The organism is Streptomyces sp. NPDC002935, from assembly GCF_040611295.1.
Lineage (GTDB): Bacteria > Actinomycetota > Actinomycetes > Streptomycetales > Streptomycetaceae > Streptomyces.
In genome coordinates this window covers 161,896-188,532 of record NZ_JBEXNW010000005.1, presented here as the reverse complement: position 1 = coordinate 188,532, position 26,637 = coordinate 161,896, and the positions used below count along the sequence as shown (strand labels likewise).

The following is a 26,637-nucleotide window of genomic DNA, read 5'->3' as shown; positions in this document are numbered from 1 at the left end:
CGGGGGTATTTCGGACAGTTCCAGGAACAACAGGGCGGGAAGGGCAGCCGCGCATGCAGGGCACGGTCGACGGCTTCACTTACGGACTCGTCACACCGCTGGTGGCGTACTTCATGGCCTGCCTGGGCGGAGCGCTCGGACTTCGCTGCACCACCAGATCGATGCTCGCCGTCGGCTCCTGGCGCGCCGGCTGGCTCGCGTTCGGCTCGCTCGCGATCGCCTCCGGCATTTGGACGATGCACTTCATCGCGATGATGGGGTTCACGGTCGAGGAGACCCCCGTCCACTACGACAAGCCGACCACCTTCGCGAGTCTGGGCGTCGCCGTCCTGATGGTCGGCGCCGGGATCTTCATCGTCGGCTACCGGGGCGCCACCGGGACGGCGCTCTTCACCGGAGGGACCATCACCGGCCTGGGTGTCGCCTCGATGCACTACCTGGGCATGGCCGGGATGCGGCTCAACGGGCGGCTCGACTACAACACCCTCACCGTCTCCGCCTCGGTCGTCATAGCCGTCGTGGCCGCCACCGCCGCCCTCTGGGCGGCCGGGCAAGTGCGTGGATTCCTCTGGAGCGTGGGCGCGAGCCTCGTGATGGGGCTGGCCGTCAGCGGCATGCACTACATGGGCATGGTCGCCCTCAGCGTCCATCTGCACGGCCCGGCCGGCGGCGCCCCTGCCGGGGACTCGGCGGCCTCACTGCTCGCGCCCATGATGATCGGACCCCTGGTCTTCCTCTGCCTGGCCGGCGTCGTCGTGCTGTTCGACCCGCTGATGGTCATGGGCAAGCCCGACCGGAACCCGATGGAGAACAGGCGACCGGGCGTCCCGGCGCATCCCGTCCACGCCCACGTCGGACGTCGTACCGCCGTCCGCCCCCTGCCGGAGCGTGGGCACCGCCGCTCCCGGACGCCGCAGAGCCGCTGATCCGGCCCGGTTGTCAGTGCGGGGTCGTACGGTGGATCCATGCGGCCCGTATCCAAGATCGAACGTTCGGTGGCGCCCTTCGAGGTCGTCAGCCCCTTCCAGCCGGGCGGCGACCAGCCCACGGCCATCGCCGACCTGGAGAAGCGCATCCGCGCGGGTGAGAAGGACGTCGTGCTGCTCGGCGCGACCGGCACCGGCAAGTCCGCCACCACCGCGTGGATGATCGAGAAGCTCCAGCGCCCAACGCTCGTCATGGCACCGAACAAGACACTGGCCGCACAGCTGGCCAACGAGTTCCGCGAGCTGCTGCCGAACAACGCCGTCGAGTACTTCGTCTCGTACTACGACTACTACCAGCCCGAGGCCTACGTCCCGCAGTCGGACACCTACATCGAGAAGGACTCCTCGATCAACGAGGAGGTGGAGCGCCTGCGCCACTCCGCGACCAACTCGCTGCTCACCCGCCGCGACGTCATCGTGGTCGCCTCGGTGTCCTGCATCTACGGCCTCGGTACTCCACAGGAGTACGTGGACCGGATGGTCAGCCTGAAGGTCGGCGACGAGATCGACCGCGACGACCTGCTGCGCCGCTTCGTCGACATCCAGTACACGCGCAACGACGTGGCCTTCGCGCGCGGCACCTTCCGGGTCCGCGGCGACACCATCGAGATCTTCCCGGTCTACGAGGAGCTCGCCGTCCGCATCGAGATGTTCGGCGACGAGATCGAGGCCCTGTCCACGCTGCACCCGCTCACCGGTGAGGTCATCACCGACGACAACCAGATCTACGTCTTCCCGGCGTCCCACTACGTGGCGGGTCCCGAACGCATGGAGCGCGCCGTCAACGACATCGAGAAGGAGCTGGGGGAGCGCCTCGCCGAGCTGGAGAAGCAGAGCAAGCTCCTGGAGGCCCAGCGCCTGCGCATGCGCACGACGTACGACATCGAGATGCTCCGCCAGATCGGCTCCTGCTCCGGTGTCGAGAACTACTCGATGCACTTCGACGGCCGTGATCCCGGCTCCCCGCCGAACACGCTGATCGACTACTTCCCGGACGACTTCCTGCTCGTCATCGACGAGTCGCACGTCACCGTCCCGCAGATCGGCGCGATGTACGAGGGCGACGCCTCCCGCAAGCGGACCCTTGTCGACCACGGCTTCCGGCTGCCCTCCGCCCTGGACAACCGCCCCCTGAAGTGGGAGGAGTTCCAGAAGCGCATCGGGCAAACCGTCTATCTCTCGGCGACCCCGGGGAAGTACGAGCTCTCCCGCTCGGACGGCTTCGTCGAGCAGATCATCCGCCCCACCGGCCTCATCGACCCCCAGGTCGTCGTCAAGTCCACCGAGGGCCAGATCGACGACCTGGTGCACGAGATCCGGCAGCGCACCGAGAAGGACGAGCGCGTCCTGGTCACCACGCTCACCAAGAAGATGGCCGAGGACCTCACCGACTACTTCCTGGAACTGGGCATCCAGGTGCGCTATCTGCACAGTGACGTCGACACCCTGCGCCGTGTCGAGCTGCTGCGCGAGCTGCGTGCCGGCGAGTTCGACGTCCTGGTCGGCATCAACCTGCTGCGCGAAGGCCTCGACCTTCCCGAGGTCTCCCTGGTGGCGATCCTCGACGCCGACAAGGAGGGCTTCCTGCGCTCCGGTACGTCCCTGATCCAGACCATCGGCCGCGCGGCGCGCAATGTCTCCGGCCAGGTCCATATGTACGCGGACAAGATCACCCCGGCGATGGAGAAGGCCATCGAGGAGACCAACCGCCGCCGGGAGAAGCAGATCGCCTACAACAAGGAGAGGGGCATCGACCCGCAGCCCCTCCGCAAGAAGATCAACGACATCGTGGCGCAGATCGCCCGCGAGGACGTCGACACCGAGCAGCTGCTCGGCTCCGGCTACCGCAAGACGAAGGACGGCAAGGGCGCCAAGGCCCCCGTGCCCGCGCTGGGCGGCAAGGCGAACCGGGCCGCCAAGTCCGCCAAGGGCAAGGAGACCGTGCCGACCGACCGGCCCGCGGCCGAACTCGCCGGTCAGATCGAGGAGATGACGGCGCGGATGCGCGCCGCCGCTGCCGATCTCCAGTTCGAGATCGCGGCCCGTCTGCGCGACGAGGTGTCCGAGATGAAGAAGGAGCTGCGGCAGATGAAGGAGGCGGGCATCGCCTGACGGTCACCGCGGTGGCGCCGGACCTCGGTCGATGCGCGCTGTGTTGCAAGACCGACACAAAGTGCGCCCCAGGGTTCGGCGCTGTCAGTGCCGCTGCGTAGGGTTCTGTTCATCCGCGGATTCCGCGGCAACAGGGGACAGTTCGAGAGGGGAACAGCGCGTGACGGTCAACATGACCAAGGGTCAGGCCATCAGTCTGCAGAAGAACGACGGGGGCACGCTGACCGCGGTCCGTATGGGACTCGGCTGGCAGGCGGCCCCCCGGCGCGGCCTGTTCGGCTCGCGCACCCGGGAGATCGACCTCGACGCCTCCGCCGTGCTGTTCGCGGACAAGCAGCCCGTCGACGTGGTGTTCTTCCGCCACCTCGTCAGCGACGACGGCTCCGTGCGGCACACCGGTGACAACCTGGTCGGCGGCGTGGGCCAGGGCGGCGACGACGAGGCCATTCTCGTCGACCTGCAGCGCATCCCGGTCCACATCGACCAGATCGTCTTCACCGTGAACTCCTTCACGGGCCAGACCTTCCAGGAAGTGCAGAACGCGTTCTGCCGTCTGGTCGACGAGACCAACGGCCAGGAACTCGCCCGCTACACGCTGGCGGGCGGCGGCCAGTACACGGCGCAGATCATGGCGAAGGTGCACCGCGCCGGAACCGGCTGGCAGATGACGGCCCTCGGCACGCCGGCCAACGGCCGTACGTTCCAGGACCTGATGCCCGCGATACTGCCGCACCTGTAGGCAGCCGGCGCACACGCACGAAGCGACATAGGGGGACAAGACGATGACGGCCGAGCTGGTCAGGGGGCAGAACCACCCGCTCTCCCAGGTCCGTCTCGAGGTCCGTGTCTCGGCCGGGAAGCCGATCGTGGCAGGGGCCACGCTCAGCGACGAGCAGGGCCGGGTCCGGGGCGTCGAGTGGGTGGCCCACCCGGGCGCACCCACGCTGCCCGGGCTCGAGGTCTCCAAGCAGGCGGCGGCCGATCATCGCCTGGCCTTCGACCTGGACGCCCTGCCGCCGACCGTGCACCGGGTCAGCGTGCTGCTCGCGCTGCCCACCGGGGTCGGCGGCCCGGTCCGGTTCGGAGCCGTCGCCGCCCCCTTCGTCGCCGTCACCGGCCTCGACGGTTCCGAGGTCGCCAGCTACACGCTCACCGGTCTGGACGCCGAGTCCGCCGTCGTGGCCCTGGAGCTCTACCGCAGGCAGGGCGCCTGGAAGGTCCGCGCGGTCGGCCAGGGCTACGCGGGCGGCCTCGCCGAACTCCTCACCGACCAGGGGCTCCCCGAGGCCCGGCAGCTCGCGGGAAGCATCAACGAGGCGGTGGCCCAGGGTGTGGCCCGGTCGGTGGCGGCGCCCCCGCCGCGCACACCGGAGGCGGACCGGTCACGACAGGCGGCCGCGTCGGCGCCGGGACCGGACCAGCCGTACGCCGGACCGCAGAGCACTCCCGGGACCGTGCCGCCGCAGCAGTCCCCGTACGACCCGCCCGGGCAGGGAGCCACGGCACCCCAGACCGGCTATCCGGGGGGCTCCGCGCAGCCCGAACCGTCCGCCGTCACCCAGCCGTCGTCACCCACCGCCGGTGGCCCGGTCAACTACAGCCACCCCGGCCGGCAGACCGCTGCCCCGCCGCCGCCCCCGCCGACCGCGCCACCGGCCCAGCCCGGGCAGCCTGCCCAGCCCGTCGCGGGAGACGCGACCGGCTGGTCCATGGAGGAGCGGCTGTACAACCAGGTATGGGGGATGTTCGAGGACCTGGCCAGGACCGTCGCCGCGTACCGCAGCGCCGTCGACTTCGCCGACTCGCGTATGGAGAAGGAGCTCGACCACGTCCTTTCCGACCCGCGCAGCCGGATCGGCGGGCAGGGCGACGCCGCGCGCGACGCCGCCCGCGCCAAGCACGCGGACCTGGTCGACCAGGCCCGGGCCGCCCTCGACCGGGACCTCGCCCAGCTGGCCGCCGAGACCGAGGTCGTGGAGCCCGCGCTGCCGATGGCCTACGCGCGCTGGGACAACCCGGTCTGGCACGGCTACCGCGCGCCCATGGAAATACCCATGGCACTGCGGCTCGGCGACCTCCGGCTGCCCGAGAGCGAGAACCTGAGCATCCCGATGCTGGTGCGCCTGCCGCTGGAGCGCGGCCTGTGGATCGACAGCGGACGCGCCTCCCTGGAAGGCACGCTCGCCGACTCCGACCAAGTGCGCCGCCTCGCGATGGACACCGCTGTGGCGCACGCCGCCCGGCTGCTCGCGGTGTATCCCGTGGGTGAGTTCACCGTGCACGTCATCGACCCCGCCGGCGCCGGCGCCTCGGCCCTGGCGCCCCTGGCGCAGTCCGGGGTGCTGGACAGCCCGCCTGCCGTGGGTGCCGCGGGAGTGGCGGACGTGCTGGCCCGCCTCACCCAGCGCGTCGACCTGGTGCAGATGGCGTTGCGCGGGGGAGCGGCCGACTCGCTGCCGCCGAACCTCGACACCGCCGAGCAGTTGCTGATCGTGAACGACTTCCCGCACGGCTTCGACGACCGCGCCGTGACCCAGCTTCGCTACCTGGCGGACGAGGGACCGGCCGTCGGCGTCCATCTGATGATGGTGGCGGACCGGGAGGACGCGGCCGCGTACGGACCGCTGCTCGACCCTCTCTGGCGGTCGCTGCTGAGGATCACGCCGGTGCCCGACGACCATCTCGCGGACCCATGGGTCGGACACGCGTGGACGTACGAACCTTCGCTCGCCCCCGCGAACAGCCAGGTGCTTCAGCAGGTCCTCGCGCAGGTGGCGGCGGCCCGCCGGTCCTGGAACCGCTGACACCGGTCACCTTCGTGCCCCGGCGGGCGGTGCGGGCAAGCCGCTTTACCAAGCATCCGTAAAGTGCCTCTGACCAGCGAACTTGGTCCTTCTTTTACCTATCTCTTTACCTTTCCTTGGTGGTTCGGGTACTCTTTTTCCATACGGAGGGGAGTACTCCCTACCTGCTGCGGCGTGCCCGTCAATACGGATCGAGCCAGATCCCGGGACGTCGGCCCGCAGACTCCCGGGCGCACCCAGCGCCCCGGCAGCCTCGGGTGGAAGAGACCTCCGGTGGCGAACGACGCTGAAATCTGCCGTTACGTACTGCCGGAGGCGCAGTGAATGTTTCCCTGACCCTGTGGGTCCTGACCATCGTGGGGCTGGCCGCACTGATCGCGGTCGACTTCCTCATCGGCCGCAAGCCGCACGACGTATCGATCAAGGAAGCCGGAATCTGGACCGTCGTCTGGATCGCCCTAGCCGGGCTCTTCGGACTCGGACTGCTCCTCTTCTCCGGCGGCGAGCCGGCCGGAGAATTCTTCGCCGGCTTCATCACCGAGAAGTCTTTGAGCGTCGACAACCTCTTCGTCTTCGTCCTGATCATGGCGAAGTTCGCGGTGCCCTCGAAGTACCAGCAGCGGGTGCTCCTCGTGGGCGTCCTCATCGCCCTCGTCCTCCGCACGATATTCATCGCCGCGGGCGCCGCGATCATCGCGAACTTCGCGTGGGTCTTCTACATCTTCGGCGCGTTCCTCATCTACACCGCCTGGAAGCTGATCCAGGAGGCCCGGGCCGACGAGGACGACGAGGAGTTCGAGGAGAACAGGCTGCTCAAGGCCGCCGAGCAGCGGTTCGGCGTGGCCGACCGCTACCACGGCACCAAGCTGTGGATCCGCGAGAACGGCAAGCGCGTCATGACGCCGATGCTGGTCGTGATGCTGGCGATCGGCACCACCGACGTGCTCTTCGCGCTCGACTCGATCCCCGCGATCTTCGGCCTGACCCAGGACCCGTACATCGTCTTCACGGCCAACGCGTTCGCGCTGATGGGCCTGCGACAGCTGTACTTCCTCATCGGCGGCCTGCTCAAGAAGCTGGTCCACCTCAGCTACGGCCTCTCGGTCATCCTCGGCTTCATCGGCATCAAGCTCGTTCTGCACGCTCTCCACGAGTCCGGCGTCCATGTTCCCGAGATATCCATCCCGGTCTCGCTCGGCGTGATCTGCGCGGTCCTCGTGGTCACCACGATCACCAGCCTGACCGCCACCAGGAAGCAGGCGGCGCGCGAGCGGGCCGAGAGCGCTCCGAAGGAAAGCATCGACGTCTGACCACGTCGAACGTAGGAACAACCACCCCCGGGAGCGGTGCGTGGCGAATTGCCGACCACCGTTCCCGGTGCTTGCTTGGATCCCGAGCGTCTCCCGCCCGGGAGCGCCCGGGCCGGGTGGAGGAACCCATGAAGTTCATGCAGATCATCGACATCGAGTCCGAGCGGATGGACGAGATGCGGCAGCTCGTCCAGCAGGCGGAACAGCGCAATACCGGCCGCGAGGGCGGACCCACCCACCGGCTCGTGCTGAAGGACCGCAACACGCCCAACCGCTATCTCGTACTGATCGAGTTCGAGTCGTACGAGGACGCCATGCGCAACAGCAACGACCCGGAGACGGGCAAGATGGCGGAGCAACTGGCCGCGTTGTGTACCAGGCCGCCGTCCTTCACGGACTGCGACGTGCAGGAGATGACCGAGCTGAAGTAGCGGTCCACTCCCGGGGGCGGACTCGTTCGCCGCGGTCCCGGAGCGAGCCCCGCGCCACCGGAGTGCGGGGCACGCTGGGGACTGGGACGATCGCGTCATGATCGTTCGGCTCCGGTCGCTCGCGAGGCAGTGGACCGTCGTGGTGCCCGTGATCGCGGTGGTGTTGCTGGCCTTCACCTGGGGGCGCGACCTGCCCGCCGCGGTCGTCGCCCTGGTGACGCTGGTCCTCGCGGGCTCCGTGCTCGCCGCGGTGCATCACGCCGAGGTGGTCGCACACCGGGTGGGTGAACCGTTCGGTTCCCTCGTCCTCGCTGTCGCGGTCACGATCATCGAAGTCGCCCTCATCGTCACCCTGATGGCGGACGGCGGCGCCAAGAGCTCGACGCTGGCCCGTGACACGGTGTTCGCGGCCGTGATGATCACGTGCAACGGCATCGTCGGCCTGTGTCTGCTCGTCGCCTCACTGCGCCACGGGCTCGCCGTCTTCAACGCGGAAGGCACCGGAGCCGCCCTGGCGACCGTCGCCACTCTGGCCACACTCAGCCTCGTCTTCCCGACCTTCACCACCAGCAAGCCGGGCCCTGAGTTCTCCACCGCGCAGCTCACCTTCGCCGCGCTCGCCTCCCTGGTCCTCTACGCCCTGTTCGTGACGACCCAGACCGTCCGGCACCGCGACTACTTCCTGCCGATCACCCGGCAGGGCCAGGTCATCGACGTGGACGACCACGCCGACGCCCCGACCGCCCGTGACACCCGCATCAGCCTCGGTCTGCTCGGCCTGGCCCTGGTCGGCGTGGTCGGCCTCGCCAAGGGGGTGTCGCCCACCATCGAGTCCGGGGTCGAGGCGGCCGGCATGCCGCACTCCGTGGTCGGTGTGATCATCGCGCTGCTCGTGCTGCTCCCCGAGACCATCGCCGCCCTGCGGTCCGCCCGCCGCGACCGGGTGCAGACCAGCCTGAACCTGGCACTCGGCTCCGCGATGGCCAGCATCGGACTGACCATCCCCGCCGTCGCCCTGGCATCACTCTGGCTCTCCGGCCCCCTCGTTCTCGGCCTCGGCGCCACCGAGATGGTCCTCCTCGCGCTGACCGTGGTGGTGAGCTCCCTGACGGTCGTTCCCGGGCGGGCCACCCCGCTCCAGGGAGGCGTCCATCTGGTCGTGTTCGCCGCCTATCTGGAACTGGCCATCAACCCCTGACCGACCGTCACTCAGTGGCTCGTACGACCGCCAGGCGCGGCACCGGCCTGGTCTCCGGCAGCAGCGCGAAGCACCCGAGGCTCAGCAGCGCGATCACGGTCAGATAGGCGGCCACGCCCCACGGCACGCGCTCCCCGCTCGCCACCGCCGTCGCCACGATCGGGGTGAGCGCGCCCCCGAGAACCCCGCCCAGGTTGTATCCCACGGCCGCGCCCGTGCAGCGCACCCGCGGCTCGTACAACTCCGGCAGATACGCGGCGATCACCGCGAACATGGTGATGAACGCGATGAGTGCCACCAGGAAGCCGAGGAACATCAGCAGGGGTTCACCCGTCGAGAGCAGCCCGATCATCGGGAACATCCACAGCGCGGCACCCGCGCAGCCCGCCATGCACAGCGGCCGCCGTCCGTAGCGATCACCCAGCAGCGCGACCAGGGGCGTCAGGCACCCCTTCACCACCACGGCGGCCATGATGCAGGTCAGCATGACCGTGCGGCTCACGCCGAGCCGTTCGACGCCGTACGCGAGCGCCCAGGTCGTCACCGCGTAGAACACGGCGTAACCGACGGCGAGTCCGCCGGCCGTCAGCAGGACGAGCCGCCAGTGGTCACGCACCACCTCGGCGAGCGGCACGCGCGCGCGGTCCCCCAATTCCAGGAACCGAGGGCTCTCCGCGAGAGAACCACGCAGCCACAGCCCCGCCGCCGCCAGCACCCCCGCCGCCCAGAACGGCACCCGCCACCCCCACGCCGCGAACTGCGCGTCGGACAGCGTCGCCGACAGCGCCAGCATCACGCCGTTGGCCAGCACGAACCCGAGGGACGGACCGATCTGGGGAAAGCTCGACCACAGCCCGCGCCGCTCGGCGGGCGCGTGCTCGACCGTCAGCAGCACGGCCCCTCCCCACTCGCCGCCGAGTCCCAGCCCCTGCAGAAAACGCAGCATCAGAAGAAGCACAGGAGCGGCCGCGCCGATGCGGTCGTACGTCGGAACACAGCCGACGGCGACGGTCGCCGCGCCGGTCAGCAGCAGCGAGGCGATCAGAACCGGCCGTCGCCCGCGCCGGTCCCCGATGTGCCCGAACAGTACCGAGCCCAGTGGACGGGCGACGAAGCCGACGCCGAACGTCCCGAAGGCCGCCAGTGTCCCCGCCAGCGGCGAGAACGTCGGGAAGAACAGTGGTCCGAGAACCAGCGCGGCCGCGGTCCCGTAGACGAAGAAGTCGTAGAACTCGATGGCCGTCCCGGCGAGCGAGGCGGCCGCGAGCCGCAGCATGGAGGGTGCCCTTACGGTGCGTACGTCGTGCATGCCCGGTCAACTACCCACAGTGACCGGCAGTTACGGGGGCGCACGGGAGTGCGGCGTGCGTCAGTAGGTGACGGTGATGCGCCGGGCGGGGCCGTCGACGCGGATGAGCCCTCCATAGGGGATGACGATCTGCGGATCGGTGTGACCGAGGTCCACATCGAACACGACCATCATGTCCGGGGCATATATGTCGATGGCCCGGAGCACTGCTTCGCGCTGGTCGCGCCCGTAACGGGCCCTGGCCTCCGGTTCAAGGGGCTGCTCGAACGACCACGCCTTCGGGCGGCCCATGAGGAGTGCCGGAAAGCGTCGCAGCAGGCCGCGTTCGCCCATGCTGCGCAGGATCCAGAAGACGTCGTCCGCCGTGGGCATGTCCTCCGACGTCTCCAGGAACAGCACGTGACCCTCGTACACGGAAGGATCGCGGGCGATCTCGCGGTCGGCCATCAGCAGCCACGACAGGATCTCGATGTTGCCGCCCCAGGAGCGGCCCTCGACCACCCGGTCCGGGCGGAGCCAGGTCCAGCCGGCGCCCGGCTCGGTCCGCGGCTCGGAGACGAAGCTCTCCGGCTCCTCCCAGGGCGCGTCGACCTCGCGGAAGCGGTCGGCGGGGCGCAGTTCGTACGGCCCGGAGGTGAACAGGGCGGCGCGCAGCGACTCCGCGGTCAGCGGGTCCATCGCGCCCGGGCGGCCGAACTCGCACATCACCGTTCCGCCGTGATAGCCGACGATTCCGACGTTCCACAGGTGGACGAGGAAGTTGGTGTTGTCGCTGTATCCGAAGAACGGCTTCGGGTTCGCCCGGATCAACTCACGGTCCAGCAGCGGCAGTACGGTGATCTGATCGTCGCCCCCGATGGACGCGATGACCGCCTTGATCGTCGGATCGGCGAACGCGGCGTGGAGGTCGGCGGCCCGCTCCCGCGGGGTCGAACCCATTTTCCGGGTCGTCGGGTACTCGACCGGTTCCAGGCCGAACTCCTTGCGCAGCCGCTCAAGGCCCAGCTCGTACGGGAGCGGCAAGAGGCCGGGCAGCCCACTGGACGGCGAGATCACGGCTGTCCGGTCGCCGGGTACGGGCTTGGGAGGGTACGCGGGCGTCGTCATGGAGGGAGCGTATGAGCCGTCACCCGTTCGGTGCATCGTGATAAACCGGGTCGGAGCAGCGGTCCTCGACGGGCCGGCAGACCTGAAGGACCGGAGGAAACGTGCCCCGCACCCTCGCCAACGCCCCGATCATGATTCTCAACGGGCCCAACCTGAACCTCCTCGGGCAGCGCCAGCCGGAGATCTACGGCTCCGACACGCTCGCGGACGTGGAGGCGCTGTGCGCCAAGGCGGCGGCCGCGCACGGGGGCACGGTGGACTTCCGGCAGTCCAACCATGAGGGCGAGTTGGTGGACTGGATCCACGAGGCCCGCCTGAACCACGCCGGGATCGTCATCAACCCGGCCGCCTACTCGCACACTTCCGTCGCCATCCTTGATGCTCTCAACACCTGTGACGGACTTCCTGTGGTGGAGGTCCACATCTCCAACATCCACCAGCGCGAGGAGTTCCGGCACCACTCGTATGTCTCGCTGCGTGCCGACGGGGTCATCGCCGGCTGCGGCGTGCAGGGATACGCGTTCGCGGTGGAGCGGGTGGCGGCGCTCGCGGGCACGGGGCGGACGGACGCCTGACCGACCGCAGCGGGGGAGGCGTCCGCAGGAGGTCGCGCTGACCGCCGCGACCTCGGGCGTCCGCGACCTGGGGCGTCCGTGACCTGGGGCGTCCGTGACCTCGGGCGTCCGCCTGAGGTCACGGACGCCTGCGGGTCACAGACGTCCTGCCTCCACGATGCGCTTGAGGAAGCGTCGGGTGCGCTCCTGCTGCGGGTCCCCGAAGACCTGCTCGGCCGTGCCGCGTTCCAGGATCACGCCGCCGTCCAGGAAGCAGACCTGGTCCGCGACCTCGCGCGCGAAGCCCATCTCGTGCGTGGCCAGGACCATGGTCATGCCGTCCGCCTTCACATCGCGGACGACATTGAGGACCTCGCCCACGAGTTCGGGGTCCAGGGCGGCGGTGATCTCGTCCAGGAGAAGCAGCTTGGGGCGTACGGCCAAGGCGCGGACGATCGCCGCCCGTTGCTGCTGGCCACCGCTCAACCGGTCCGGGTACTCGTCCGCCTTGGCACCGAGCCCGAGCCGTTCCAGCAGCTCACGCGCGTGTGTCTCGGCGTCCGCGCGGCTCACGCCGTGCACCCGGCGCGGGGCGAGGGTGATGTTCTCCAGGACGGTCATGTGCGGGAAGAGGTTGTACGCCTGGAACACGACGCCGATCCGCCGGCGTACCGCGTCCTGGTCGGCCCGCGGGTCGGTGATCTCCTCGCCGTCCAGCCAGATCGCTCCGTCGTCGATCTCCTCCAGGAGGTTGGCGCAGCGCAGCAGGGTGGACTTGCCGGAGCCGGAGGCGCCGATCAGCGTGGTGACCGTGTGCGGGGCGACCTCCAGATCGACGTCCCGCAGCACGAGTGAATCGCCGAAGGTCTTGCGGACGGACTCCATCCGCAGCATCGGACCGTCGGGGACGGGGGCCTTGCTCATACGGTGCCTCCCTGGCTGCGGCGCCGGTCCATACGGGCGGTGACCCAGTCGGTGAAGCGCGTCATGGGGATGGTCAGGGCCACGAAGAGCAGCGCCGCGACGATGTACGCCGTGTAGTTGAGGCTGCGGCCCACGATGATGTCCGCGGAGCGCATCGCCTCCACCGCGCCGCCGATCGAGACGAGGCTGGTGTCCTTCTGCAGGGACACCATGTCGTTGAGGAGCGGCGGGACCTGACGGCGTACGGCCTGCGGCAGCACCACATGGCGCAGGGTCTGCCGAGTGGTGAGGCCCAGTGAACGGGCCGCTGCCCGCTGCGAGGGATGCACGGACTCGATGCCGGCGCGGACGACTTCGGCGACGTACGCCGAGTACGTCAGCACCAGACCCGTCCCGCCGAGCAGGACGGGCCCGGCCTGCTCGACCGGCGGCACGCCCGTCCTGGAGCGGGGCGACTGCCCGACGTGCACCGGCCGCACCCACCACAACGGGCGCGGCGAGGTGTGCCAGTACTGCGGACACCTGACGCCGGTCGTCGACGACATCGGCCTCGACGACGAGGACCAGGAGCAGCACGACCACGGCCTGGACCACGCCGAGCTGCTCGCCGTCGTCCACCCCGAGGGGAGCTCCCGGCCATGACCGACCCGTTCGACCTCGCCCACATCAACCCGGCGGACATGTCGCACGCCATGCTGCTCGCCCTCCTGATGCACCACGGCGGATCGCTGGAGCTCCCGGTGTCCGCGTTCGAGGCGGACGCCCTCGGAGCGGGTGACGGCTCCTGGCACGCCGTCGCGCTGGAGCCCATCGCGGACGACACGCTCCGCCTGTCCGTACGCCCCCGCCCCGACGTCGACGGGCCCGGCGTACGGATCGAGTGACCTGCCTCCCCATGCCCGTCCCACGTCCACCGGCCCGGCCCACGCAGCCAGCAGCCCACCGACACGAGACAAGGCAGCCATGACGCTCATCAGCCCGAACACCGTCCTCGCGAACGCACTCACCGCCGTGGAGGACGTCCTCACCCCTCGCATCCACTCCAGCAAGGCGCAGCGGATCGCGCTGGTCGTGGGGACCCAGATCAACGGGGCCCCGCACGCCGGCACTTCACTGGTGCAGTCGATGGCGTTCGCCACGGCCGCCCGGCTCCGCGACCGGCACGGCCTCCCGGTAGAGGTCCGGTTCTCGGCACTGGACAACGCACCCCACGACCTGGTCACCGACCCGGCATCGGGGACCCGCTACCAGCGGGCCTACGCCCAGACCCTCGGCACGGACGGCATCAACGTCCTGGTCGGCACCCTCTACCGCCCCTTGTTCGACGCGCTGTCGGAGCGGCTGGGCGTGCCGTACGACGTCGAGACCTACTCGGAGCAGCAGGAGACGACCCTGTTCCGGGAGACGTGGCTGCGGGTCCTGCCACGCCTGGAGGCCGCCCGCCTGTGGCTGGCTCCCTCCACCGGGGTCCCGCACCTGCGGGTGCCCTGCCCGTCCTGCGGGTGGGCGGAGAAGTACGCGGAGCGCACCAGCGTGGAACCGGTCGGCCGCGGCCTCGCCCGCGTGTCGGCGGTCTGCCTGCACCACGGCCCCTACACGACCACGGTCACACCCACCGGCGGCGGGTTCCTCGACCTCGCCACCCTCTACCGGAACATGGTCAAGGAGCTCGCCGCCCTCGGGGAGCGCGACGTCCTCCAGGTGATGGTCAAGGGAACCGACTGGATGCCCGGGAGTCTCCTGGTCGACGGCGCGCACCAGGCCGTGGGCCTGACCCGGGGCCAACTGCCGGCGCGCCTGTTCTGCCCGATGATCGTCGCCGAGACCGGCGCGAAGCTGTCCAAGAGCCTCATCCGCTCCGGTGACGGGGCGTTGCCCGCAGGTGCCGAGCCGTGGATGCTCGACACCCGGAAGTGGCCCGGCACGGTGGGGGAGTTCGCAGACCGCCTCCTCGACCTGGCGGACCTGTTCCTGTCCCACCCCCGGCACTTCTTCCGCTCATACTCGGCCGCGGAGCTCGCGCGGCTGATGTCCGTACCGACAGGGAGCCCCACTGCATGAGCACCACCTCGGCCCGCGTCATCGAGCTGAACCTGTACGCCCGGTACTTCGACCTCGTGGCCGCTGGACGCAAGTCCCGGGAGGTCCGCGTGAAGTACCCCAAGTTCGACGGCCTGACGGCCGGTGACCTGATCCGGTTCTCCGTGAAGGACACCGACCGGTCATGCCTGACCCGGGTCACCCGGGTCGCCGAGTACGCGTCGTTCGAGGAGCTCCTCGACACCGAAGGCCCCTCCCAGGTGAACCCCGACTCGCCCCGCGAGGAGCAGCTCGCCAACATCCGGCGCATCTACCCGCCCGACAAAGAGCGGCTCGGATGCCTGGCCATCGGTATCGAGCTGGTCGACTGACCCCGCAGAGAACAGGCCCCCGGCCGCCCCCTTCGCCCACAGCGAGGGGGAGCAGCCGGGGGCCTTTTTCATGCCCAAGCACCGGACAGGCCGGATCAGCTAAGGTGCCCGCCCGCTGCAACGCGTTACGTCCCGGTACGTCCTGATGCGTGAGCCGCGCCCCCGCCCGACCGACCGAGGAGAGACCCCGATGACGACCGCCCCCGACGCCCCGGAGTGGCTGACCCGCGCGCAGCTCGCCGCCGCCCTCCAGGTCCACGTGAACACGGTCTCCCGCTGGATCAGCGGCGACCCCGACATGCGTGTCCAGCGGCTGGGACCGTCAGGACGCCGCGTCCGTATCCACCGCTCCGAGATCGACCGGCACCGCACCGGGGACGACGTCACCGACGAGGCGGCCCCCGTCGCCCCCTGATGGCCCTTCACGCCGTCGCTGCTCCGCTGGTTGTGGGCCGGGAGCCCCCAGGACGACAGGAGCGCCCCCATGTCCGCACACGTCGACACCGTCCAGCCGTCCGCCGGAGCCGTCCCCGCCGCATACCTGGGACTCCTCACCCGCCGGTGGTCCAGGGACATGCCGGCGCTCCTGCGGCAGTCCCGGTTCTACGTCCTCCTCCACGTCGCCCACGACCGGGCCGACGCCCTCGGAACCGTGCGCGCCCTCGATGGCGGCGACGTCGTCCAGGAGCTCGCGCGTGCCTGCTGCCTGCCCCTCGCGTCCGCCGTCCACTACCTGGCCGCGGCTGTCGCCTCCGGAGTCCTCACCGAACGGGCCCCGGGCCTGTACGCCCTCGCCCCGGCCGCCGTCCCGACTGGTCGGCGGCCGTCGACCACCTGACCACACCGACCCCGTGAAGGGACCCCGACCGATGAACGCCCCCCGCCGCGCCCCCGCCGCCAGCATCGCCCCGACCCGTCCGCCCGGACCCCGGCACTGCTGGCTCTGCGGCGTCCCCGGCGAGCAGCACCGCGCCGACGTCCACGTGTCCGGCCATCTCTGCGCCCGCTGCTGGGACGTCCAGCCGCGCGGCCGCAACGAGTGGGTACGCGCGGCCGCCGCCCTGTACGTCGCCGTCCAGCCCGGCACCCGGTCCGCCTGGTACGGCAACGGGATGCGGGACACATGGCTGGAGCGGGTCGCCCAGCGGCACGGCATCACCGCCTGGCACGACACCCGGGATGCGCCGGCACCCGCCGCGCCCTTCGACTGGATCCCCGCCGACGTCCTCACCACGGCGGCCGACGACCTCGCGGCCCTGGAGACGGAGTTCCACCACTCCCGCCTCGCCCCCGCCCCGAGGACCTGACACCCCCTGACAGAACCTGCGGAAACCCTGACACTCCCGACACCGCTGTCAGGAGTGTCAGGGTTTCCGCCCTATCCGCCTCCCTGGAGGACCACACCCCGTGAGACCCAGCCACGCCTACGCCGCCACCCTCGCCGACCGGCTCGCCACCACCGCCCAGCTCGCCGCCGCCGGGATCAGCTACCGGACCCTCGCCGCGGCTCTCCGCACCACTCCCCAGGGGGCCCGCGACCAGGCACGAGCGGGGGCCTACGTCCTCCAGCGCACGGACACCGCGCCACCAGAGCTACGCGCCGCCCTCCGCAGCCTCCCGCCCCTGCCCTCCCCGACCACGCCCGCCCGTCGACGTCGCCCCCAGCTCCCCGACATCCCGGTAACCGTCATCGACCCCGCGGACCTCCTCATGACCTCCGCCGACCTCACCGCCTGCATCGCTCCATGAGCGCTACGAAAAGCTACGAAAGCGCTACACCCCAGCCCCTCCCCGCTGTAGCCCTCCACGACCAGCCCAGCACCGCAGCCGCGCCCCCAGAAGTAGCCCTTTCGCTAACCGTTGAATGCGAAACAAGGACACATCGCACCATCGGGCGCGTTGTAGCGCTACGCATCCCCCCAGGTCACGGACCCGTGCCTGTATCGCCCATGAGGCTCCAGCGGGCGCCTGTTGAACGCCGTTGCGCCATCGGCGAGCCCGGACCCCGCCGGGCGCGCTGTAGCGCTACACGTCCCCACTGATCAGACCGGGTGCGCCTGTAGACCAGGGCGCCCGGGAAGGAGCGCCCATGCCGTCGAAGGTTCTGAGCACCCGGGTCCCGCCGGACACGTACGCCCGCCTCCAGGTGCTCGCCGAGGAGTCCGGCCGCTCCCTCGCCGGGAAGGCCGCCGACATCCTGGGCGCAGCGGTGGCCGGCACCCCGGCACCCTTCACGGAGGCGGACGGCCCGCTCGTCGCCGCTGTGCGCGTGACCCTCGCCGACGTCACCGCGCCGGACGCGGTCCTGTACCGGGAAGCGGCGCTGTCCCTCGCCCTCACCGCCGACCGGCGGGAGCGCGGTCATGTCTCCGCCGTCCGTCAGCTCCCGGAGGTGATCCGCCGGGCACGAGGCGCGCAGCGGGACGCCGACCGCCCCGCCCCGTCGCTGGACGACGTCCTCGGCATGTTCGACCGCCTGTAGAGGGCCCGGTGACCGCTCCCCGGTCCTGGCGGGTCCTGGTCGTCGACCACCAGGACCCGCCGCGCCACAACACCCGCCACGCGAACAGACGTCCAGAAAGTGTTTCGGTCGAAACACTTCCGAGGCTCGCGCACCGGTTGGGGTGCCGGTAAGAACCGTGTCACCGATCCTGCTGGCTTATTCAGTCATGCGGCGAGGCGCCGTCAGTCACGGCTTCGACCACATCGACATTCCCCACCCCACCCTCGACCGGAAATGCCAAGACGGCCGCTGCTGCCCCGGCCAACGAGCCGCTGGCCCCGCCGGGCACGGAATAAGCCAGCAGGATCGTCACCAACCGCAAACGGCGAGGGTCATGTGCGGCACCCGGGAAATGAAAGTGCCTGGTGCGCTTCGCGGGATCCGGGTGCTTTCAGTTGTCGGCTGACTCGGATGGGTGCCTTAGGAACCTATGTATCGCTGTGGAGCTAGAGGGTGGAAAGAAGGAGAACGTCCCGCCTTCCCCTCGGAGGTCCTTGGTGATCGAGAGCCATGTACCCGCAGATGGACATGAAGAGGAGCGGCTGAGGTCTGCGCAAGTACTGGCAGCGGCCTACGAGAAGCTGCGTTTGGAGACGTTTACCGGGACGTACTTCGAGGGTCTGTCCGAGGAGACGAAGAAGAAGATCTTGCATGACGTCTTCGCCGACGCCTGGGCCCAATGGAAGAGCCTGACCGACGTCGAGACGACGACCGAACGCCTCGCGGTGGAGCTCTACGACAGGGCCGGGAGGAATCGAAAATGGAAGCGGGACAAGAACGAGTACGTCACCAGCTCAGACCAGCTGTTCGACCATCTTTCCTACAAGGCGTTCACGGCGAATACCTCAGACGACGAGGCCCTCAACACGCCGGTAGTTCGTGAGTTCACGGACGAGGAGATCTGCGAACTCTGGGAGACCGTGCGGAAGGTTCTCAAGGGACGGCAGTTGACCGTCACGGAGCTGACCTATGGGCAGAAGCTCACCCCCAAGCAGATCGGCGAGCGGCTAGGGATGACCGCCGGTGCCGTGCGCCAACACATGAAACGCGCACGTACGAACCTTGAGAACGCCAAGGAACAGTTCGACCGTTTCCGGTCACCGCCGAAGGCGGTCGAACCCGAAGAAGGAGACACCAAGTGAAGAAAAAGACCCGCGCGTACCGGGCCCCGTACACGGGTGCCCCGTGGTACGCCCAGCACTTCGAGCTTCTGTACCACCGGGTCAGGGCTCGTCACGCCGCACCTCCCCCCGAGGTGGTGGAGCAGGAACTCGCGGAGATCTTCGAGGAGGGTGACCGGCGTCGCGTGGAGCGAAATGCCGATGCCCAGGCCACGACGGACCCCGTCAGCACTGCGGCCGGGCGGAGGACTCGGAAGGAGAAGCACCGGCTGTGTGCCCTCATCAGCCGCCCTTTCATCGGCATCCCGGCGGTGCACACCGGCGTCGCCACCGCAGCGCACACGGAGGTCGAGACAACCGGCACCCGACCGGCCGCAGCCATCCCGGCCTCCGACTGGAAGGAGAAGCAGTGGCTGTCTGACCTCATCGGCCGCCCGCTCCTCCTCCCGGCGGTGCACACGGAGGTCCAGACATCCGGCACCCGACCGGCCGCAGCCATCCCGGCCTCCGACGGGAAGGAGAAGCAGTGGCTGTCTGACCTCATCGGCCGCCCGCTCGTCCTCCCGGCGGTGCTCACCGGCTCCGTCGCGGCGATGCTCGCCGTCGGGTGGGGCGACTACATGCCCAGGTAACTGGGTGAGCAAGAAATGGCCCGCTGCTCACTTGGCGTAGGAACCGCGAGCAGCGGGCGGGCTGGATATCCCTCTAACGGAAGGACACCCAATGACCAGCATGCCCGATATACCTCCCTCGTGCACAACCCCTCTTCAGGATCTCCTGGTGGCCGCCGAGCATGAGCTGACCTTGCGGCGCCGGGAAGTCCAAGTCTCGAAGTCGGAGGTACGCCGACTCCGGCGTCGTCACCGCCGGGATCGGTTCCGTGCCGTGTGGCGCTACGTACCACGCATCGCACGGATTGTGACCCGCATCGCGTTGGTCCTGGCCGGCACGGTGGCCTTCGTGATTGGGGTCCTGCTGTACCTCCACGGCCTGGACGGTGGTACGGCACTCGGGGCTGCCGCAGCGGCCTGGGGCTTGGCCGCGATGATGCGGCCCCGCCAGTAGGTACCCAGTCCGCCCTTCGGCCGGTCACCCGCATTCGCGGGGCCGGCCGAAGCGGACCAGTAGGGCACCACCGTACGCAGAGCTACGCCACAGTGCCCTGATGCACGACGCCGAGGACGGCACCTCCACCCCGATGCCGCTGGCCCGCTCCCGCCACGCTTCCGTCCGCTCTCTGGAGCGATACGCCCGCCCCGGCGTCAACTCGGTCGCCCGACACGTCGCCGAACGCGACCCGCCGCACGTCGCCGCACATGACCCTCGCCGTTTGCGGTTGGTGACGATCCTGCTGGCTTATTCCGTGCCCGGCGGGGCCAGCGGCTCGTTGGCCGGGGCAGCAGCGGCCGTCTTGGCATTTCCGGTCGAGGGTGGGGTGGGGAATGTCGATGTGGTCGAAGCCGTGACTGACGGCGCCTCGCCGCATGACTGAATAAGCCAGCAGGATCGGTGACACGGTTCTTACCGGCACCCCCGGTTCCGGCGCGGGCCCTCCTCCCGGCCCTGCCGTACGACACCGCGCTCCGCCGCGTCACGGATCCGGTCGACCTTGTCGAGCGTGCTCCCGCTGTAGCCCGTACCTGTCGCCGCCACCTTCGCGGTCTCGCGCGCCTTACGGCTGGCCCTCTCTTCCCCCAACTTGGGGGAAGAGAGGGCCAGCCGCTTTCTCCCCGCGAGGCTTCCCAGGAGCCTGCCCGGCCGCCGGGGAGGGTCGCCATCCGCCGGACCTCCCACCGGGCCCCCCTTCACGTCCTCCGGTCGCCACCGCCGGCACACCGCGCCCGGGTGCACCGAGCCGTCGCAGCCCTCCGCGCACGACGTGCCCGCGATCGGCACGAGGACCGGCGGCCGCGGCTCCTGGTCCTCGTGCTCCTGGCGGCCGTCGAGGAGGCGGCGGCGCGCAGCGGTGTACGAGATGCCCTCACGGGCGCGAGCTCGCGGGCGGCCCTCTTCATGTGCTTGTCGTCGGTCATGACCGGTCGCTCTCCCGGCGGACGGACCCCACGCGTCCCCGCCGTGGCGTCGGTGGCCAACGGAAGCTGTTCGGGGCGGTGCTGACGTCACGTGAGGCTCGCGGCCCTTTGTCCTCGGTCGCCGCCACGGCGTGGGCGTGACGGCTCGGAGTCCGCCCGACGTGGCGGCCACGACCACCGTAGCGACACCCGGTCGACCCTGCGGAAGTCTGGCGAAGGTCTGGCACCGCGCTACCGAACAGGCGTCCAGGAAGTGTTTCGACCGAAACACTTCCTCCGGGCCGGACTGCATAGCGTCTCGTCCATGCGCCTTCACTGGGAGTGGATCGAGCCCCTGATGCCCGTGCCGTACGTGCCGACCCTCGGCCCCGTCCATCCGGCCGACCTTCTCCCCGAGCTGTTCGCGGCCGCCGTGGAGATCGCAGGGTCCGGCCGCTTCCTGCCGTACGACAAAGACCGCCGCTGGTCCGGCAGGAAGGCGGAGCACGTCCTCGCCGACGCCATCGAGCACGGCCCCCACCGGACGCTCCTGCCGACGCTCCTGGACCAGGCAGGCCGCACGGTCAGGGTCCACGTCTACGGGACGGACCGGGACAGTCTGTCCGCCGGTGCCGACCTCGCCCGCAAGCTCGCCGCCGTCCACCGCGCCGACCGTGCCCGGGTCGTCTCGTTCCTCGGCCCCGACCAGCCCGCCCGGGGAGTCCGGGGAGTCCGCGTCCACCTCCGGGACTTCACCGACGGACCGGGCCCCGGCCCCGGCGCGCGCGTCCTGGAGTACGCGCAGCTCCCCGACCCCTCCCGGTTCACCGCCTTCGCCGAAGAGATGGCGGGCCACGGCTTCGTGTTCCTCCACGACCGGATGCGGGCCGGGACCGTCGGCCCCGTCCTGGTCGTCCTCCACGGGGACCAGGTGTCCGGCGCCATCGGCCCGATGGAGACCATGCCCGACGCCGCCGGGCGGGCCCGGCTCCTCCCGCAGTACCTCGCCGTCCTGCCGGCGCATCGAAGCCTCGGTCACGGCCGGGCCCTCTGGCGCGCAGCGATGCAGTGGGGCCACCGGCACGGCGCCGCCTACCAGCTGCTCCAGACCGAGGTAGGCGGCGCGTCCGACCACCTGTGTGCGAGTGAAGGGCTCACCGCGCTCGGGTCCGTGGACCAGCGCGACGCAGGCATCGAAGACTGACCCCGGCCTACCCGAGCCCGGGAAACGGTTCGATCGAACCGTTTCCGGTGCGCTCGTCCCACCGGCGGCGTCCAGCAAGTGGTTAGATCGAACCACTTCCCGAGTGCTCCTTTGCGCCCCCTCACGTTCCCTCATGTTCCCTACTCACGTCGGATAACCTCTCCTTATCCGACGCGACAGAACGGGACATGAAGACCCGTCGAAATGAGCGTCTGTGAAGGGGGAGGAACCCCAGACGTGAGCACGCACCCCGACCTGCCCGACACTCTGGTCCACTTCACCGGTCGGCCCCGCGGGCAGACAGATCTCCCGCCGGGCTTCGCGCAGGGCACGCCGGAGCAGCGCCTGGTGAGCATCCTGCACAGCGGGACCCTGCGCGGGGCCACGACCTTCGGGACCGACGCCCCGGTGATCTGCTTCAGCGAGGCGACCGAGGACGCCCGCCGCACCATGCTCCGCGACGGCGCGGGGGCGCGGGGCCCCTACGCCCCGTGGGGCCTTGTGCTCGACCGCCAGCAGCTCATAGGGGCCGGCGCCCGGCCCGTCCTCCACGTCTCCCGTGAGGAGCGCGCCGAGATGCAGGCCGGCATGACCCGGCAGACGTACAACCGCTGTGTCGCCTACGAGCCGGATCCTGAGCGAGGGCGCTCGGACTGGCTGCACGAACGGGAGTGGCGGATCTGCTTCGAGGCCGGGAGCGAACCCGTGCTGCCCATCACTCCGCAGCCCGTCGTCGAGGCCGGAGGAGCGGTGTCCTTCACGCCTTCCCTCGTCGTCGGCGTCATCGTCGGCACCCCGGGCTGGACGCCGCCGCCCCGAGACCGGGGCACCGAGGAGATGACCTCAAGCTTCGTGACCTCGATACAGGCTGTGCGGCGCGCGATGGAGGAGAGGAGCGACCTGTCGTGGTCGAGCGTGACCGTGAACTCGCACAGCATCGGTTTCGCTCGGCCCGCAAATGGCCTGGCCCGCTGGTACTGGAACGGCGCGGAGCTCGTGCCGGACGGCGTTATCGACATCCAGGCTCAGGAATGGGAGACCACGATGCGCTGGGGCGGCACCCTGCCGGGGTTCAGCGTCACCCTCGGCCCCGAAGCGGGCTGGGAGGAACAGCGCGGTGACGGGCGTGTCTGAGACGTTCGCTCCCGATGACGCCCGTCCGGCGGCTGTGCCGCTCCGTGCCGCGGACGACGCCGCAGGGCAGGATCTGATCACGCGGTGGGCCGAGCGGCACGGAGTGGACGCCGCCCGCCGCCTGGCCGAGGCTGAGGACCTGGCCGACGCCGTGGCGAAGGAGATCACCCCGGAGAACACCGCCGACACGTACGCCAAGAGCTGGCGGGTGTGGACCCGGTTCTGTGTCTTCGCCCGGTTGCCCGAGCTGGAGGGTTCCCGGGGCTCGCTGGTGGCGTTCGTGACGTGGATGCTGCGCGAGGGCCGGGCGAACGGGAAGGGCTACGCCCCGTCGTCGGCGGGCACGCACCTGGCGGGCGTCGTCGTCGGCCTGCGGGAGCGCGGGTGCGCGGTGACTCGGGACGATCAGGCAGCCGCGCGGAAGGCGCTCGACGGCCTCGCCGTGAAGCTGTTGCAGGAGGGCGAGCGGCGCGGCCGGGGCCAGGCGGCGGCCGCCGAGGTCGCCGACCTCTACCGGGTGGTCCGCGCATGCCCCGGCACCCTCGCCGGGGACCGGGACAAGGCGCTGATCCTGACCGGTTTCCACTACGCCTCGCGCTCCCAGGACCCCGCCGGCCTTCTGTCCGGCGACGTCGCCCTGGTCTCCCGCGGCTTGGTCGTGTCCGTCCTCACAGGCAAGACCAAGCACTCCGTGAGGGACGCCAAGATCAACTATCAGGACGACCCGGAGATCTGCCCCGTGGAGGCCTGGAAGGCGTACCGCAGCCGGCTCGCCGCCGAGGCCGAACCACGGTGGTCGCAGCCGGACGCTCCCGCGTTCGTCGGCATCGACCGGCACGGCAACGTCACCGGCGGCATGGTCCCGGACTCCGTGACGCGGGCGGTGAAGCGGATCAGCGCCCGTGCTGGGGTCGCGCTCTCCTGGACCGGCCACAGCCTCCGCATCGGCCTCGCCACGACCGGCCGGAAGAAGGGCAAGGACGCCGTGGCAATCGCCGACCAGGGCGGTTGGGCCCGGCACTCCCGCTCCATGAACGGCTACTTCCAGCGGGTCGATGGCTGGGAGGACAACGCCACGGTCGGTCTGACCTGACCTCCCACCCCCGACGACACCGCGACAGGCGGGCCCTGCGGACGATTCCGCCGGGGCCCCGCCGGTCTATGCGGCCGTACGGTCAGCCGCGGTCCTCGTACGAGTCGACGAGATCCTGGTACTCGTTCTGCTGGAACTTCCAGCCGGGGCGTTCATAGACCGGCGGCATGTAGTAGCAGGTGTCACAGCAGGTCTTGACCCACGGCATCCCGCCCCAGTCCAGGCCGACCCAGACGACGCGCTTGCGGCCCGGGGACGGGCAGGTCTGGCAGGTGACCGATGCTTCCCGGATGGCCCGGCGGATCACCGGCCACGCCTCGGGGTGCTGGTTGTACGGGAAGCTCTTCCAGCACAGGTCGCCGAACTTCTCCTCCCAGTGCGGCGCGGGGTGGCCGGGCCAGACCTCGCGCAGCTCGCGCTCCGCCCGCAGGATGATCGGTGCCCAGCCCGCGCCGTCCGCGCTGAACATGCTGTGCACGACGAACGGCCGGCGGACAGGCCGGGTCTCGGCACGGAGGGCGGTCGTGTAGTTCTCGCCGGTCGCGGCCTGTCGCTGACGGGCCCGCTGCGCGGCGGTCGACGGGTTCTTTTTCGGCATCTCTGACGCTCGCTCCTGGCGGTCCCCACGCTCCCGCCGGACGAAGAACGCCGGAGGGGTGCGGGCTCCCGCAGGAACCTTGGCCGGTCGATCACCTGCGGCGTGGGCGCGGGGTGTCGGCGGGCGGCGTACGCATCTAACCGGGCGAGAGCGTACCGCGACGGAGACGTGGCGCGAGACGACTTCCCGGGGCCCTCCGCATGTTCCTGGCGGGTAGCTTCCTCGACCGAGCACCCCTGACCCTGGTCGTTTTCAGCGCCGCCGCCGTACCGGCGCTCCCCAAGATCGAGGTCGCGGGTTGCGTTACGGAGGCGGCCGGTTCGCCGCTGCCTCGCAGCGCACCCTTTACCGCAGATCTATGACGACGATGGGTTCTCAGACTGCAACCTTCCGGTCTGAGAACCGACATTGAGGCGGCGTCACTGCGTGTTGACCTGCCGTTTGCGCCGGTCAGGGTCCTGCATGGTGGTCTTGGGAGTCTGGTTCTACCAGTGCCTCCGGCACCGGTGACGAGGGGGTGCGGGAGCGGCGCTCGCAGTTCGTCCGGAGCGCAGGGCTGGAGGCATTCTCTTCTCGGGGGCACCGCTGGGGTGCCGGTGGAGGGGAGCGAGTCCATGGTCCAGCGTGTGATGACCCGGGAAGAGTCGATCGAGTACCTGTTGGGGCGTTCCCGACGCAAGGACGAAGTGTTCCCGATACGCCGAGAGTTCGTCCAGAAGAGCCACATCAAGAGTCTGCCCGGAGATCCGAGCACCGGGCCTGGGCCCCTGTCCAAGCTGTTGCGGACCCCGCACGCCCTGGAGCTGCTGCTGCTGGTCTACGCCGTCACCACCGGCCGCGACTTCGGCGTCACCGAGCGCTCGCAGCTCTGGGCGCGGGCGGCCGGCATCTACATGCGTCCCGACAAGGGGGCGAGCGTGGCCGTCTCCCGGCAGTGGGAGCACCTGGAGAAGTTGGGCCTGATCGAGCGGAGACAGCACGGCCGCCTCAAGCGGATCGTCAAGCGCCACGAGATCGGACGGGTCGGGGGCATGACGGTGGACTACACCGTCCCCACCGGCACCAAGAGCGATGTCTACTTCCGAGTCCCCTTCGCGTACTGGCGCGAGGACTGGCACGTGAAGCTGAACATGCCCGGCAAGGCCGTCCTGCTGGCCGCGATGAGCAGACGGAAGGAAACCTTCACCCTGCCGCAGGACGGCCGCGGCGCCCGGGCCCTGGGCCTGGGCCGCCACACGATGGCGCGGGGCATCGAGGAACTGCTGCACCACAAGCTGCTGGTGAAGATGGGGCCCGACGAGGTGATGGACGCGCGCGCCATGCGCGGCTGGGCGTGGGTGCACACCTATCAGCTGGCCGAGCCGTTCAACATCAACCTGAGCAAGGCCGAGGTCGAACGACTGGAGGCCGAGGAGCGCGGCCCGCTCGCGCCGCAGGACGGCGCCGGCATCCAGGCCGGACAGCCGGGATGACCGCCGCCGACCACCTGCGTCCGCGAAGCCGAGGACCACCGGACACGTCCGCCGCCCCGACCACAACGACGATCGAGAAAGGAGGGATGAGGAGTAATGAGGAAGACACCCCGCTGGCGCGAGCGGCAGCAGCCGAGGGCCAAGTACGGCCGGTTCGTGCGCTGGTCGATGACCGCACGCGGCAGATTCGCGTGGCACGCGCTGGACACCGTGCTGCTGGCCGCGCCGGTCCTGCTCAGTCTGTGGGCCGGCCCTCGATGAGGGACCGGCCCCTGGCTACCCGATCCGGGGGTCCGTGCTCGCTTTTGCAGGGCAAAAACACGGGCCTCCGGTCGTGAAGGCAGCCTGCGGTGA

Annotated in this window: 29 protein-coding genes and 1 pseudogene; 25 read left to right on the top strand and 5 right to left on the bottom strand. The window is 70.0% G+C overall.

The window, feature by feature from the left end:
- Positions 1 to 53: 53 nt before the first annotated feature.
- The 7 genes from ABZX90_RS08535 (at position 54) to ABZX90_RS08505 (ending at position 8,841) form a co-directional block, all read left to right on the top strand.
- Complete coding sequence (locus ABZX90_RS08535; RefSeq protein ID WP_355202656.1) at positions 54 to 926, top strand: MHYT domain-containing protein; 873 nt, start codon at positions 54 to 56, stop codon at positions 924 to 926.
- Positions 927 to 965: 39 nt separating this feature from the next.
- Entirely contained in the window at positions 966 to 3,098 is a 2,133-nt protein-coding gene (uvrB, locus tag ABZX90_RS08530) for an excinuclease ABC subunit UvrB (protein ID WP_351131811.1), read from the top strand.
- Between the two features lie 160 nt (positions 3,099 to 3,258).
- Entirely contained in the window at positions 3,259 to 3,837 is a 579-nt protein-coding gene (locus ABZX90_RS08525; RefSeq protein WP_351131810.1) for a TerD family protein, read from the top strand.
- Between the two features lie 43 nt (positions 3,838 to 3,880).
- Complete coding sequence (locus tag ABZX90_RS08520) at positions 3,881 to 5,902, top strand: TerD family protein (RefSeq protein ID WP_351131809.1); 2,022 nt, start codon at positions 3,881 to 3,883, stop codon at positions 5,900 to 5,902.
- A 320-nt stretch (positions 5,903 to 6,222) separates the two neighbouring features.
- On the top strand, positions 6,223 to 7,212 hold the full coding sequence (locus tag ABZX90_RS08515; RefSeq protein ID WP_351131808.1) for a TerC/Alx family metal homeostasis membrane protein: 990 nt from the start codon (positions 6,223 to 6,225) through the stop codon (positions 7,210 to 7,212).
- 128 nt (positions 7,213 to 7,340) lie between these two features.
- The gene (locus ABZX90_RS08510; protein WP_351131806.1) at positions 7,341 to 7,643 is read left to right on the top strand and encodes a hypothetical protein; all 303 of its coding nucleotides are present in this window, start codon (positions 7,341 to 7,343) and stop codon (positions 7,641 to 7,643) included.
- Between the two features lie 97 nt (positions 7,644 to 7,740).
- A complete protein-coding gene (locus ABZX90_RS08505) occupies positions 7,741 to 8,841 on the top strand; it encodes an ionic transporter y4hA (RefSeq protein ID WP_351131805.1) in 1,101 nt (366 codons plus the stop codon).
- A 7-nt stretch (positions 8,842 to 8,848) separates the two neighbouring features.
- Here the strand turns inward: ABZX90_RS08505 and ABZX90_RS08500 are convergent, their stop codons facing one another.
- Both ABZX90_RS08500 and ABZX90_RS08495 read right to left on the bottom strand, forming a co-directional pair.
- Positions 8,849 to 10,150, bottom strand: coding sequence for an MFS transporter (locus ABZX90_RS08500; RefSeq protein WP_351131804.1), 1,302 nt, complete (start codon positions 10,148 to 10,150; stop codon positions 8,849 to 8,851).
- Between the two features lie 60 nt (positions 10,151 to 10,210).
- Positions 10,211 to 11,257, bottom strand: coding sequence for a S66 peptidase family protein (locus ABZX90_RS08495; RefSeq protein WP_355202650.1), 1,047 nt, complete (start codon positions 11,255 to 11,257; stop codon positions 10,211 to 10,213).
- A 101-nt stretch (positions 11,258 to 11,358) separates the two neighbouring features.
- Between ABZX90_RS08495 and aroQ the strand changes: the two genes are divergently transcribed.
- Positions 11,359 to 11,832, top strand: a complete 474-nt coding sequence (aroQ, locus tag ABZX90_RS08490; protein ID WP_351131801.1) for a type II 3-dehydroquinate dehydratase — start codon at positions 11,359 to 11,361, stop codon at positions 11,830 to 11,832.
- A 135-nt stretch (positions 11,833 to 11,967) separates the two neighbouring features.
- Here the strand turns inward: aroQ and ABZX90_RS08485 are convergent, their stop codons facing one another.
- Together ABZX90_RS08485 and ABZX90_RS08480 are read right to left on the bottom strand one after the other, a co-directional pair.
- Positions 11,968 to 12,735 (bottom strand): amino acid ABC transporter ATP-binding protein, encoded by a 768-nt coding sequence (locus ABZX90_RS08485; RefSeq protein WP_351131799.1) that lies wholly within the window; start codon positions 12,733 to 12,735, stop codon positions 11,968 to 11,970.
- A pseudogene (locus ABZX90_RS08480) lies at positions 12,732 to 13,145 on the bottom strand (amino acid ABC transporter permease); the annotation flags it as partial. The pseudogene ABZX90_RS08480 and the gene ABZX90_RS08485, both read right to left, overlap by 4 nt.
- 91 nt (positions 13,146 to 13,236) lie before the next feature.
- On the opposite strand from ABZX90_RS08480, the gene ABZX90_RS08475 reads away from it, so the two are divergent.
- From ABZX90_RS08475 to ABZX90_RS08405, 15 genes are all read left to right on the top strand, one after another.
- On the top strand, positions 13,237 to 13,377 hold the full coding sequence (locus ABZX90_RS08475; protein ID WP_355202647.1) for a hypothetical protein: 141 nt from the start codon (positions 13,237 to 13,239) through the stop codon (positions 13,375 to 13,377).
- A complete protein-coding gene (locus ABZX90_RS08470; RefSeq protein ID WP_355202644.1) occupies positions 13,374 to 13,619 on the top strand; it encodes a pRL2-19 in 246 nt (81 codons plus the stop codon). The genes ABZX90_RS08475 and ABZX90_RS08470 overlap by 4 nt, the downstream gene beginning before the upstream one ends.
- A gap of 79 nt (positions 13,620 to 13,698) precedes the next feature.
- On the top strand, positions 13,699 to 14,796 hold the full coding sequence (locus tag ABZX90_RS08465) for a hypothetical protein (protein WP_355202641.1): 1,098 nt from the start codon (positions 13,699 to 13,701) through the stop codon (positions 14,794 to 14,796).
- Positions 14,793 to 15,146, top strand: coding sequence for an ASCH domain-containing protein (locus ABZX90_RS08460; RefSeq protein WP_355202638.1), 354 nt, complete (start codon positions 14,793 to 14,795; stop codon positions 15,144 to 15,146). The genes ABZX90_RS08465 and ABZX90_RS08460 overlap by 4 nt, the downstream gene beginning before the upstream one ends.
- 190 nt (positions 15,147 to 15,336) lie before the next feature.
- Positions 15,337 to 15,561 (top strand): helix-turn-helix domain-containing protein, encoded by a 225-nt coding sequence (locus ABZX90_RS08455; protein WP_355202635.1) that lies wholly within the window; start codon positions 15,337 to 15,339, stop codon positions 15,559 to 15,561.
- 69 nt (positions 15,562 to 15,630) lie between these two features.
- A complete protein-coding gene (locus tag ABZX90_RS08450; protein WP_355202632.1) occupies positions 15,631 to 15,984 on the top strand; it encodes a hypothetical protein in 354 nt (117 codons plus the stop codon).
- A gap of 31 nt (positions 15,985 to 16,015) precedes the next feature.
- Entirely contained in the window at positions 16,016 to 16,453 is a 438-nt protein-coding gene (locus ABZX90_RS08445) for a hypothetical protein (protein ID WP_355202629.1), read from the top strand.
- Between the two features lie 100 nt (positions 16,454 to 16,553).
- Positions 16,554 to 16,895, top strand: a complete 342-nt coding sequence (locus tag ABZX90_RS08440; protein ID WP_355202626.1) for a hypothetical protein — start codon at positions 16,554 to 16,556, stop codon at positions 16,893 to 16,895.
- Positions 16,896 to 17,235: 340 nt separating this feature from the next.
- Positions 17,236 to 17,628, top strand: a complete 393-nt coding sequence (locus ABZX90_RS08435) for a hypothetical protein (protein ID WP_355202623.1) — start codon at positions 17,236 to 17,238, stop codon at positions 17,626 to 17,628.
- A 518-nt stretch (positions 17,629 to 18,146) separates the two neighbouring features.
- Positions 18,147 to 18,791, top strand: a complete 645-nt coding sequence (locus ABZX90_RS08430) for a sigma-70 family RNA polymerase sigma factor (protein WP_355202620.1) — start codon at positions 18,147 to 18,149, stop codon at positions 18,789 to 18,791.
- A complete protein-coding gene (locus ABZX90_RS08425) occupies positions 18,788 to 19,402 on the top strand; it encodes a hypothetical protein (protein ID WP_355202617.1) in 615 nt (204 codons plus the stop codon). Before ABZX90_RS08430 ends, ABZX90_RS08425 begins: the two co-directional genes overlap by 4 nt.
- Before the next feature lie 533 nt (positions 19,403 to 19,935).
- Positions 19,936 to 20,262: a hypothetical protein gene (locus ABZX90_RS08420; protein WP_355202614.1), complete on the top strand. Its 327-nt coding sequence runs from the start codon at positions 19,936 to 19,938 to the stop codon at positions 20,260 to 20,262.
- Between the two features lie 845 nt (positions 20,263 to 21,107).
- Positions 21,108 to 21,986 carry a GNAT family N-acetyltransferase gene (locus ABZX90_RS08415; protein ID WP_355202611.1) on the top strand — a complete coding sequence of 293 codons (879 nt, stop codon included), beginning with the start codon at positions 21,108 to 21,110 and terminating at the stop codon, positions 21,984 to 21,986.
- Positions 21,987 to 22,223: 237 nt separating this feature from the next.
- Positions 22,224 to 23,120: a hypothetical protein gene (locus tag ABZX90_RS08410; RefSeq protein ID WP_355202608.1), complete on the top strand. Its 897-nt coding sequence runs from the start codon at positions 22,224 to 22,226 to the stop codon at positions 23,118 to 23,120.
- Positions 23,113 to 24,213, top strand: coding sequence for an integrase (locus tag ABZX90_RS08405; RefSeq protein WP_355202605.1), 1,101 nt, complete (start codon positions 23,113 to 23,115; stop codon positions 24,211 to 24,213). The genes ABZX90_RS08410 and ABZX90_RS08405 overlap by 8 nt, the downstream gene beginning before the upstream one ends.
- A gap of 82 nt (positions 24,214 to 24,295) precedes the next feature.
- Here ABZX90_RS08405 and ABZX90_RS08400 read toward each other — a convergent pair whose 3' ends face one another.
- Positions 24,296 to 24,811 carry a hypothetical protein gene (locus ABZX90_RS08400; RefSeq protein ID WP_355202602.1) on the bottom strand — a complete coding sequence of 172 codons (516 nt, stop codon included), beginning with the start codon at positions 24,809 to 24,811 and terminating at the stop codon, positions 24,296 to 24,298.
- A gap of 614 nt (positions 24,812 to 25,425) precedes the next feature.
- On the opposite strand from ABZX90_RS08400, the gene ABZX90_RS08395 reads away from it, so the two are divergent.
- A complete protein-coding gene (locus tag ABZX90_RS08395) occupies positions 25,426 to 26,283 on the top strand; it encodes a hypothetical protein (RefSeq protein WP_355202599.1) in 858 nt (285 codons plus the stop codon).
- Between the two features lie 96 nt (positions 26,284 to 26,379).
- A complete protein-coding gene (locus tag ABZX90_RS08390; RefSeq protein ID WP_355202596.1) occupies positions 26,380 to 26,544 on the top strand; it encodes a hypothetical protein in 165 nt (54 codons plus the stop codon).
- The last annotated feature ends 93 nt before the right edge of the window (positions 26,545 to 26,637 follow it).